The sequence below is a fragment of the Thiocystis violacea genome (assembly GCF_016583565.1).
Classification (GTDB): domain Bacteria; phylum Pseudomonadota; class Gammaproteobacteria; order Chromatiales; family Chromatiaceae; genus Thiorhodococcus; species Thiorhodococcus violaceus_A.
This window is the reverse complement of record NZ_NRRF01000098.1, coordinates 1-10,392: the sequence shown is the minus strand read 5'-3', so window position 1 is coordinate 10,392 and position 10,392 is coordinate 1. Positions and strand designations below refer to the sequence as shown.

Annotated in this window: 11 protein-coding genes and 1 pseudogene; 8 read left to right on the top strand and 4 right to left on the bottom strand. The window is 60.0% G+C overall.

All coding sequences use genetic code 11. The features are described 5' to 3' along the window. Window positions 1-164: Rpn family recombination-promoting nuclease/putative transposase (locus CKO23_RS26040; RefSeq protein WP_242482654.1), on the bottom strand; the 164-nt coding region annotated here is incomplete at its 3' end. 164 nt (window positions 165-328) lie between these two features. Further along, on the bottom strand, window positions 329-1,270 hold the full coding sequence (locus tag CKO23_RS22200) for a DUF4351 domain-containing protein (protein WP_200335227.1): 942 nt from the start codon (window positions 1,268-1,270) through the stop codon (window positions 329-331). A 161-nt stretch (window positions 1,271-1,431) separates the two neighbouring features. Here CKO23_RS22200 and CKO23_RS22195 point away from each other — a divergent pair, with 161 nt between their 5' ends. The 6 genes from CKO23_RS22195 to CKO23_RS22170 all read left to right on the top strand — a co-directional run bounded on the left by CKO23_RS22195 (window position 1,432) and on the right by CKO23_RS22170 (window position 5,886). Beyond that, entirely contained in the window at window positions 1,432-1,821 is a 390-nt protein-coding gene (locus CKO23_RS22195) for a PIN domain-containing protein (protein ID WP_200335225.1), read from the top strand. A 394-nt stretch (window positions 1,822-2,215) separates the two neighbouring features. Beyond that, complete coding sequence (locus CKO23_RS22190) at window positions 2,216-2,740, top strand: pilin (RefSeq protein WP_200335223.1); 525 nt, start codon at window positions 2,216-2,218, stop codon at window positions 2,738-2,740. A 313-nt stretch (window positions 2,741-3,053) separates the two neighbouring features. Beyond that, a complete protein-coding gene (locus CKO23_RS22185) occupies window positions 3,054-3,578 on the top strand; it encodes a pilin (RefSeq protein WP_200335221.1) in 525 nt (174 codons plus the stop codon). A 653-nt stretch (window positions 3,579-4,231) separates the two neighbouring features. Continuing rightward, window positions 4,232-4,987 carry a TfpX/TfpZ family type IV pilin accessory protein gene (tfpZ, locus tag CKO23_RS22180; RefSeq protein WP_200335219.1) on the top strand — a complete coding sequence of 252 codons (756 nt, stop codon included), beginning with the start codon at window positions 4,232-4,234 and terminating at the stop codon, window positions 4,985-4,987. Between the two features lie 244 nt (window positions 4,988-5,231). After that, window positions 5,232-5,480: a type II toxin-antitoxin system Phd/YefM family antitoxin gene (locus tag CKO23_RS22175; RefSeq protein WP_200335217.1), complete on the top strand. Its 249-nt coding sequence runs from the start codon at window positions 5,232-5,234 to the stop codon at window positions 5,478-5,480. Further along, window positions 5,473-5,886 (top strand): putative toxin-antitoxin system toxin component, PIN family, encoded by a 414-nt coding sequence (locus CKO23_RS22170; protein ID WP_200335235.1) that lies wholly within the window; start codon window positions 5,473-5,475, stop codon window positions 5,884-5,886. Before CKO23_RS22175 ends, CKO23_RS22170 begins: the two co-directional genes overlap by 8 nt. Window positions 5,887-6,269: 383 nt before the next feature. Here the strand turns inward: CKO23_RS22170 and CKO23_RS22165 are convergent. Continuing rightward, window positions 6,270-7,229 (bottom strand): annotated as a pseudogene (locus CKO23_RS22165) (Rpn family recombination-promoting nuclease/putative transposase). A gap of 112 nt (window positions 7,230-7,341) precedes the next feature. Here CKO23_RS22165 and CKO23_RS22155 point away from each other — a divergent pair. Continuing rightward, window positions 7,342-7,845 carry a hypothetical protein gene (locus tag CKO23_RS22155; protein WP_200335208.1) on the top strand — a complete coding sequence of 168 codons (504 nt, stop codon included), beginning with the start codon at window positions 7,342-7,344 and terminating at the stop codon, window positions 7,843-7,845. Window positions 7,846-8,098: 253 nt separating this feature from the next. Here the strand turns inward: CKO23_RS22155 and CKO23_RS22150 are convergent, their stop codons facing one another. Continuing rightward, on the bottom strand, window positions 8,099-8,971 hold the full coding sequence (locus CKO23_RS22150; RefSeq protein WP_200335206.1) for a DUF2887 domain-containing protein: 873 nt from the start codon (window positions 8,969-8,971) through the stop codon (window positions 8,099-8,101). A 310-nt stretch (window positions 8,972-9,281) separates the two neighbouring features. Between CKO23_RS22150 and CKO23_RS22145 the strand changes: the two genes are divergently transcribed. Next, window positions 9,282-9,845, top strand: coding sequence for a Uma2 family endonuclease (locus CKO23_RS22145; RefSeq protein WP_200335204.1), 564 nt, complete (start codon window positions 9,282-9,284; stop codon window positions 9,843-9,845). Window positions 9,846-10,392 lie beyond the last annotated feature (547 nt).

Sequence of the window (10,392 nt, the reverse complement as noted above, 5' to 3'; positions counted from 1 at the left end):
TCCTTGTCGTTGTAGGGATTGAGGATTTCGACCCAGGTGATGGGGGCTGGGAGATCGGGGCCAAGGATGGCGTTGAGAAAGTGGATCAGCAGAGTGCGGTTGGTCTCGGCCCCCAGCAGGGCCTTGAATACGCAGTCGATCTTGGGGTCGATGGGGTGGTGCATGGGACGAGTTTAGTCAGCATCAGGGGCGGGGACAATTCGCTGGAGCGTGCAACGGGAGACCTGACCCTCGGCTTGCGGCTGGAGCGTGCAACGGGAGACCTGACCCTCGGCTTGTTACGTGACCCTCGGCTTGTTACGATTTCAAGACTTAACCCTGCGCCCTCTCAGTGGAAAATCGTTTCCGGGGTCTCGGCGCTGAGGATGCGCTCGCACCAAGCCTCAAGCTGCTTCGGGTCAGCCGATTCAATGCGCGTGCGGTAATGCTCGACCACTTCAGCGCCAAACTTCTTGCTCAGCTGGCGCAGCAGGATGATGGCTTCGCCCCGCTGAATACCCGCTTGCTCAACCGTCGTCACATAAGGCATACGCTGTTGCTCCTCGTAGGCATAGAGTTCTTGGCGAAAGTCTGCTTCCAGTCCCGCAGGTAGGCGGATCATCCAGTCGATGAGTCGGAACAGCTCCAGAATCAGCGCGCGCTCATAGCCGCGCTCGTACATCAGGCGGATGAGGCGGAATTTCCAGCCTTTGAGCGTTTCGGCATCGTCAGTGACCTTGGCGCGGATCTGCGCCATCACCACCAAGGCGAAGACGTTGTCGCTAGCCTCCAGGGCCGCCCAGCGATCCGGCTCGGCGTAGTCGAGCAGTTTGACCATCGGAAACTCGAAGGCAACCCGACAGCCCCAACGCCCATCCTCATAGCGCACCGGGCGAAATCGCTGGTTGCTATCGCTCAGCACCGCCAGGCTGACCACCGAACGGTCATACCGATCGCGTATCCGGTCGTTGTAACGAAACATCCGCTTGGGAAAAACCGCGTGCGCATCGCCCTGCACTTCAACATGGACCAGCACCCAGGTCTCGCGACCGTCTCTTGTGCGCACATCAAGCAGTTTGTCGGCGTAGCGCCGGCCGCTGTCGGCATCACCGGTAATCTGCTGCAGCTCGTTGTCGAGCGAGCGGTAGGGCGCGGTCCAGTCGATTTCGGCATGGATGGCCGGAAACAGCAGCCCGAGGAACTCCGGAAAATAGCGCTCCAAGGCTTCTTTCCACGGGCTATCGTAGTCGCTCTGAGCGGTCGGGTCGGCGGTTTGGCTGTCGGCTGTCATCGCGCAAGTCTAGCGGATTCGCCCAGACGGGTGGGAGCGGCTTGCCGCCGCGCGCGGCGAGCGTCGCGGCGGCAAGACAGGACACCGCTTCAACCAGGGCGCTTACGCGCTCGCCTCCCCGCCCTCGTTCGCCGCCGCCGGCAAACCTCCGATCGGGAGGCGTGCCGTTCAACAATCGACCGAAGCCCCGATACCTCGCGCGATGGGGCGGCAATCCAGCAAACTGTCCCGGGATCTCGCTTTTCGAGCGCGAGGAGATTTTCATCCCCAAAACCGTGCTGCTAGAGGTCGAATGGGTGCTGCGCTTCTCCTACGAGCGACCGCGCGATGTCATCGCCGCGACGTTGCGGAAAGTGCTCGGTCTCCATGCGGTGCAGTTCGAAGATCCGAGCGCCCTGATCCATGCGCTTGAGTGGTACGAGCACGGCTTGGACTTTGCCGATGCGCTGCACCTCGCCAGCAGCGGGGCCGCTGAGCGCTTCGCGACATTCGATCGCAAGATGGCGCAGCGGGCAAAACCGCTGGCGGCCATAGACGTCTTTGTCATTTGATCTCGGCGGGCGCGTCCCTCCGCGGGTCGCCTACTCAACGCGCTTCGCGCCGATGCCGCATGGCATCGATCGCGCGCATGCTGGGGCGAAGCTCCACCATCCCCGGCGGCGCAGCCGAAGCCGGGCGCTGATCTGACGCGGGTCGTCACTATCTGACGTGCTCGGGCTTGATCGACTCGGATCTCGCACCTTGTGTGATTGCATCGGGGTCGGCACGGGCTCACACAACGCCATGATTTTTCATGCTTTCGAGAGATCTGCGACGCGTGATGATGAAGTTGGCACAGGCGCTGCATTAACTGTCGCGGGAGACCAGAGAGACGCGGCTAAAGACAAGGGGCCGCAACCGGGCTCCGCGTTCAGTCGACATCATCACTTTAATTAGGATTGAATTATGAAGAAGCATCAGGCTGGTTTTACTTTGATCGAACTGATGATCGTTGTGGCGATTATTGGTATTTTGGCGGCGATTGCGATTCCGGCTTATCAGGATTATACGGTTAAGGCAAAGGTAAGTGAGGCCGTAATCGCCGGTTCGGCAGCCAAGGGGCTAATGAGCGAAGGATTCCAAACGGACGGAACCACTGGATTGACCGCTGCGGCGACTGCGTACAACGCCACCGCGCAAGTAGAGAAGCAGTCTAAATATATCGACGACATTCAGATCGCCGCAGCAACCCCATGGAACATTACCGTCTCGATCGCCGCAACCGCTGCAAACGGTATCCCGACAACCTTGCATCAGAATACCCTCGTGTTCACGCCGAACGTTCAACTTGGGGCCCCGACAGCGGCATCCGTAGGTGCGATCGACTGGGCATGCGCGTCGGCCACCAACGCGAATGCAACAGGGCGCGGCTTGACCAGCATCGTCGCCGGAACCTTGCCAGCGAAGTATGCGCCGTCCGAGTGCAAGTAACAGCTGAGTGAGTAGTTGGGTCGATACTCGACGCTGCGTCGGGTATCGATCTCTCTGATTGTGCTATGTGCATTTTGACAGGCTCGTCGTCAATTCCTTATCTTATAAAAAATGAACGCCATGATTGGCTATAGCAAATGCCTTTTTTTGCATCCTTTCCGTCTAGCTTGATGGCATTAGTTTCTGGCAGCGATCACCCGATTAGGCTCGAATACTATCCGAGCGGTTTTCTTCGTCGGCATACATTGCTTTAGGGTCGTTTCCGCGAGAAGGTCTTCCGGGTACGTTATCAAATGGCGTATTGGTATTCGAAATGACAAGAGTTCACTCAGGATTTACGTTAATCGAGCTGATGATCGTTGTTGCGATCATCGGCATTTTGGCCGCAATCGCGGTTCCAGCCTACCAAGACTACGCAGTGAAGGCCAAGACCAGCGAAGCTGTGATCGCTGCTTCGGCGGCAAAGGGGATGATGAGCGAGGCGTTCCAGACCGACGGAATCAGCGGCCTGACTGCAGCCGCAGTTGCTTTCAACGCGACGGCGCAAGCACAGAAACAATCCAAGTACGTTAGTGACGTCCAGATTGCGGCAGCATCTCCGTGGAACGTAACCGTCGTGATCTCCGCCACTCTCGCAAACGGCATTTCGACGACGCTAAACGGAACGACCCTGGTATTTACTCCGAATGTTCAGAATGCGGCACCAACGGCGGCATCCTTAGGTGCAATCGACTGGGCCTGCGCGGGTACCACCAGCACCAATGCCACCGCCCGCGGACTCGGAAGCATCGTGCTTGGCACGCTGCCTGGGCGATACGCGCCTTGGGAGTGCAAATAGCGCGGCGGAAGACTCAATTGTGGGCTTTGAGGACATGGTAGAGTTTTGCGTGTTCCTCGATGCCCGATACACTGATCTGCCGCCTCAACAATCTGATTGACTAAGAGAAATGCTTCGAAGCAGTCGGACGGATGCGTTGACCGTACGGGACGGGTTGCCCACGCTACGGGTCCAATAAGGTCGTAAATCGTGGCCGCAACTACCGACACATGGCCTGTTGCCGCTACTGCGCGAGACGCTTCGATGACCTGACGGGGAAGATTGTCATGGGACGGCATCAGCCGCTGTCGGTGTGGTTTTCCTATCTGTAATGGGACGAACCAGTCGAACCTTCGAATCGCCGAGGAACTCGGCCTGAATGAAAGCGATGGTTAGGGGATAGCGTAGCAGCTGCGTGAGGGGGGGGCTTCGGGCGGTGCGCATGAGCGGCGTGGTGGAATGCGATGAAGCGCACATCGTGGCCGGACACAAGGAGCGCTCCCGGACGGGGCACCTTGACGAAGGACAAGCCGCCAATTTTCGGCATGATCGAGCGCGGCGGGGACGGGCCTTGCTGAGATCACTCTTGAAGACATTATTGCAACCGGAAGCATGTTCTCAAAGCCCACAATGATCCTCCGCAGTTTATCCGCCTCTCAGGAAGCTCGACCTTGATGACGAAAACCAAGGCTTTCGCCATTCATCTATCCGCCAGCATCTCGATAATGCTCGTGTTCTTGGGCGTTATGTGGCTTGCCTGGTATCCAGCGCCCTATTTCGCGATCAATGGTGGCTGGAATGTTCTGCGCATCCTCGCCGGGGTGGATGTGGTGCTCGGACCTATTTTGACTCTGATTGTCTTCAAGCCGGGCAAACTGAGCCTGAAATTTGACATGAGTGTCATCGTGGGGCTGCAATTGGCGGCTTTGGCCTATGGCGGTTCGCTGATTTACCAGCAGCGCCCGGCGTTCGCTATCTTTACGATCGACCGCTTTACCGCCGTCACGGCGGCGGATGTCAATTTCGATCAGCTCGGATTTCCCGAATTGAAGCGTTTCATGGGGGTCGGTCCAATCCTAGCGGAGGCGGCTCCACCCAAGGATCCGAAGAAACTCCAAGAGTTTCTAGTCGATGTGGTTATGAACGGCGGGAAGGATGTGGAATACCGCACCGAGCTGTATCAACCCTACCGACCGGATGTCGAGCAACTCACCGAGCATAGTCTCGACATCCGGGGCATGGCATCCAAGAATGTGAAGGCAAAGCGCGCCTTGGAGCGATTCTTGACACGCACAGGCGGGCAACCCGATGACTATCTGTATCTGCCCTTGCGAGGGAAGAACAAAGACATCGTCATGGTGCTATCGCGCCAGGACGGCATGCCGGTCGGATCCATCGACATTGAACCCTGGTTGATAAAGGGTGGGTAGAACGGCCACCGGATAACGCTGAGGATTGGCACGGACGTCGATTGGCCGCGCGTGACCGGGGTCGGGTCTCCCATTGCACGCTGAGGTATCTGTCCCGCAAGTATCGGAGAACAGCCTTGGCTTGACAGCAAGGATGGGCTCGATGCTTTCGCGGTCAGTTGGGAGCGCTGTCCAGTCGAGGCCGTGCGTCAGACTCGGATCATTGATATAGTTTGTCCAATTCGTACATTTTGGACTGTCAACAATGCTCACTTTTACGGCAAGCGAGGCGAAACAGGGGCTGGCGAGAGTCATTGAGGCCGCCGCGAGGGAACCTGTTGTGATCCAGCGCCAGAAACGCGATGTCGCGGTCGTGCTGTCGATGCAGGAGTACGAGCGTCTGGTCCGGTTTAACGTCACCGAGTTCCAGCGCTTCTGCGACCAGGTGGGTCACTCAGCGAAAGCGGCCGGCCTTGACGAGGCAACGCTTGCCAAACTCCTTGCCGATGAGTGAACAGGCACGCTGGGTGCTGGATACGAATATCCTGATCAGCCGTCTACTCTGCCCTCGCGGAGTGGCTGCAAAGGCTGTGGATCATGCGCTGGCGCGTGGCGTGCTCCTGGTCTCCGAAGCGACCCTGGAAGAACTGGTCAGGGTTTTGAACCGCCCGAAGTTCGATGCTTATGTCACGACCGAGGATCGGCGGCGTTTCGTGGAGTTGCTCGGCGGCGTGGCGCGGATCGTGCCAATTGTGCGCGTCATCCGTGCCTGTCGCGATCCGAGGGATGATCAATTCCTGGATGTCGCGCTGAACGGCGAGGCGACGGCCATCATCAGCGGTGACCAGGATCTGCTGGTCATGGATCCCTTTCATGGTGTCAGGATCGTCAGTCCAGCCGCTTTTCTGACATGGCCGTGAGCGCGAACATGCGCCGGGCATTAGGACCAGGCATTAGGTAATTAAAGGGGTCAGGCTCGAATTGTTTACGAGCCCGCTTCGACGACCGTTTCCGGGGAAGCCGCGATGCGGGACGCGCAGGGCCACCCATCGCCCACTCGGCGTCGCGCACGACCTCCGCCAGTTCCTGATCCAGGAAATCGTGGCCGCGCGACCTCCAAGCGGGACGGGGCATTCACCCCGCCCCGCGCGTTTCTGGCGGCAAGGCGGCAACATGCCAACCGTTCCGAACGGGGCGAATGCGACGTCCGGCTGAAGATCATGACACACGGCTCGAGCGTCACGACTTTCACTCGGCTGGCGCGTGAGTCATCCGCCAACATGGCCGCGTCCACGGACCAGCATCAATGCCACACCTCATCGAGACTTTGCGCGACCAGGATGCGCTCGGACCAGCCTAGAAGTGTGTCGGGATCGGCTTGCGTGATTCGAGCGCGCACGGGCTCGCTTGGGGGGCCGAATTTGCGCGCGATCAGACGCAGCAGCATCTTGGCCTCGCCGCGTTGCTCGCCGCGTTGCTCGCCTTGCTCGATATATTTCTCGATGAATGTCTGCATCAGCGGTTCTCCAGGTCGGTGTTCGATCAGCAAACTCCGCACGGTCTGCTCGTCCAGGCGACGGGTACCTTGGACATAGTAGCGTAGGAGTGATTCCAGGATATCGAGCGCGGTGGGCTGGTCGATGACCGTATCAATGAGGTCCAGCAACTCGCGCAGGCGTTCGCGTGGCTCGTCGCTGTAGATGTTGCGCAATGCCTGTTGAATCAGCCGGGTGAGGATCTCGCCCTTGATCTCGGTGTCACTGCGCGCGGAGATGTCATGCAGGTCATAGCGGAATTGGGGCACGTAGGGCGCCAGCGCCTCGGGAAGTGGACTGACCAGATCGTGAAAGCAGGTTGGGACTCGCCAGGCGCGCTGACCATGATAGAGCACCAGGGGGTAGACCGGAGGCAGGCGGCGCGCCTTGGGGTGCTGTTTGCGGTACGCGTCGCCACTGGCGACGATGTAGCGCAGCAGTTGCAGCATGACCCAGTCATCCGGTTGGCTTTTGTGCTCGAAGAGCAGATAGACGGTGAATGCCTTGCCGTGATGCTTCCCACGACAGGCGACCTGATAGACCAGATCGGAATAGATTTGGCGCAGTTCCGGGGTGACATAGCTGTCTTTCGCGATGGTCAGGGTGCTGAGATCGATCTAGGCCAGGACCTCGGCGGGCAGGTTGTGTCGCAGGAAATCCTCGGCAATCGCGGGTCGCGCGAAGTTCTCGCGAAAGAAGCAGTCGTGCGGGGTCGGGCTCGGGTCCATGCAGGATCTGGATCCTTCCCGCGCGTGATCCATGTCGCCCTGCGGCCGTTGCCGCTCTCCGGTAGAATCCGATTAAGCACTGTCACGATTGACCACGCGAGGAGCATCCAGCATGGCCCTGGGCCAGGAAGACATCGCCTTCATCAAAGCTCATCTCGGTGAATGGCTGGCTGAGCAGAGCCTTGGCAAGCCGCCGCTGGTCTACGAGATCGAACTGCGCGAGCGAATGGTGCGGGTGGAGGAAGAGCTCAAGCACCAGCGGGAGCTGATGCGCGAAGGATTCGCGCGGATGGACGAACGCTTCGCGCAGGCGGACGAACGCTCCGCGTTACTGCGCGCGGACATGGACAAGCGTTTCGAACAGGTCGACAAGCGTTTCGAACAGGTCGACAAGCGTTTCGAGCAGATCGACAAGCGTTTCGAACAGGTCGAAAAGCGTTTCGAACAGGTCGACAAACGTTTCGAACAGATTGACAAGCGTTTCGAGGCGATGCAGACGAGCATGGATAAGCGTTTCGACGAGATGCTCAAGCGCCATGATCAGCACTTTCTCTGGCTGGTCGGCTTCATCGCCACTAGCGCGGCCCTAGTCATCGCCGCTCTGCGGTATCTCTAGGCTGGTCGGGCGCGCACTGCGCAGCGGTTCGGGACATTAGGGTAGGGGACATTAGGGGCCAAGTCTTGCAATCCAGCACGGACGCGCCAGACGTGCGAGTGCCGGCATCGTTGGGCGTGATGCCCCAAGCGGTACGGGGCTATTCATCGTTCCGCACGCTTCCGGCGGCAATGCGGCAACATTCAAACGATCTCGGACGGGGCGAATGCCGCGTTCGACTGGAACAACTGAAAACCCTACGTCGGCTTGGCGTTCAGTCGGATGCCGGGCCGATCAGGGCGGTCAGGCTCGCGGCATCGAAGATGTCATCAAGCCAGGCGTCCAATTGCTCGATCGAGGCCGCGTCGATGCGCGGCCCCACCCAGTCTGGTAGTGCGCCGAATCGCCGTGCCAATTGTCGCTTGAGGGCACTGGCCTTGCCTTCAGCCTTCCCTTCAGCCTTCCCCTTGGCCTCGCCCTCAGCTTTGCCCTCGGCAAAGATCGATTGATAGGCTCGCGTCTCTTGAATGGGGGTCACCAGATTCAACATCGCCCAGATCTCCTTCGCGGTGAGACCGCGAAATCGCTCGAAAAACCAAAATTCCAATACCTGCGCTAGCACGTCCCGCGCTGCGGGTTCAAGGGGCGCCGTTTGGACCGTGCGCCACAACGTCGGGGCACGCGCCCGCAACTCATCGTCATCCTCGATCAGCAGGGGCGCAAAGACCGCCACATAGGGGTTGTCTGGCTCGCGCTCCATCCGCGCGGGCAGAACGCGATCAAGGAAGACAGCCAGGGTCAATGACTGCGCGACCCCCGCTCGGCTGGGATAGCGCGGCGCATCCCGCGCACGGAGGAAGACCCCGATGCCAACGACATCGCACTCGGGATGTTGCTCGCCATAGAGGCCGATCTTGGTCAGCAGGTTATACCAGGTCTTCGGCAGCGCCTGCCCCTGGAACTCGACCAGATAGACCGGACCCGCGTGTCCCTCGGGTTCGAAGATGCCATCCAGGCGCCGCTCCAGGCCTTTGATCGTGAGCGAGGAAAAGCGATAGTCCCCAATGAGCCGCTGTCCTCCGGTCAGCACCCGGAAGGCTTCCGCGCCCGCGGACAGGAAGAGATAAATAGGGTGGTCGGTTTTCATCGCCCGTTGCCAGTGGTTTCCGTTGGGTCCGTGACGCAAGACACATCGCACCATCCTTCCAACGATAGTTTACTCCGCTGCCGGGGCGGATGGCCTGCCCCTCTCCGGTCAGCGGGACGGGTCAGGGGCGGGTCTCAAATTGCACGCCGATGGATCGGCCCCGCAAGTATCGGTAGAACGTAGAACAGCCTTGACTGGGCACGGATCTTTGATGGGGATGTCAATTGGTCGTCTGGATTTGCGGCGACAACGGCGCTCAGCGTAGCATCCCGACAATGCCCTACGGCTATCCGCTGAGAGTTACGTCGCGATGCCTCGTCCACAAGAACGCCCCGCGGAATACGCTGATCTCTTCTCGCTCCCCGCCACGCTGGTCGGCGAGATCATTGACGGTGAGCTGCACACGCATCCGCGGCCCGCGCCGAAGCATGCACGCGCCAGTTCATCCTTGGGAGTCGAGATCGGCGGCCCTTTCGACCAAGGCAAGGGCGGGGGGTCGGGCGGCTGGTGGATATTGGATGAGCCAGAGTTGCATCTGGGCGCCAACATCGTGGTGCCCGATCTCGCGGGCTGGCGTCGCGAGCGTCTGCCACAGCTTCCGGACACCGCCTGGATCGAGATGACGCCAGATTGGGTCGGCGAGGTGCTCTCGCCCTCCACGGCACGGATCGATCGAATGACCAAGCTCCCGCTCTACGCGGTCAGCGGCATCCCTTACTGTTGGCTGGCCGACCCGAGCGCTAGAACCCTGGAGGCATTCAGACTACGGGACGCCCAATGGGTTCTGCTGGCGAGCTTCGTCGACGATGCCACGGTCGCAGCCGAGCCCTTTGAAGCCGCGCCCTTCGCGCTCGATGCCCTCTGGGCCGACTGACATCTCCAGCGACAGCCTGGCGCGACCGGACGCGGAGTGGGGGCGCCCGCCACGCGGGACGGGGTATTTTCCGTTCGGCGTGGGATTCGACTGATGAACGATGAGACGCAAATGCGCTGAGTGACCAGCGTCGAGCGGTTCGTTCTCGGGCGAGGGATGCAGCACGGCTTGGAGCAAGGTAGGCTGGAGGGTCGGCAGGAAGGCGAAACCTCCCTGCTTGAGCGGCTGTTGGTCAAATGCTTTGGCCCCTTTGCTGCCAGCAACCCGCGCGCCTGGTGCAGGCCAATACCGGCCAACTGGAACGCGGGGCCGCACGTCTACCTGGCGGCGCCGATACTCGATGCGGTTTTTGGCGTCGATCATCCTTCGGTTGCGCCAGGCAAAGCCTGGAAGGAGAGGAAGATAGCGAACGGATAAGCAAATCGGAAACTCCTTGTTGCGGCCCACCGGGTGAAAGTCCCGAGCCGGTAAGGATTGGCCATCCACCGGAACCGAGTGTGGCGTGGTGCGGGAGTGATCCCGCCTGCGAAGCGAACACAGGGGGCGT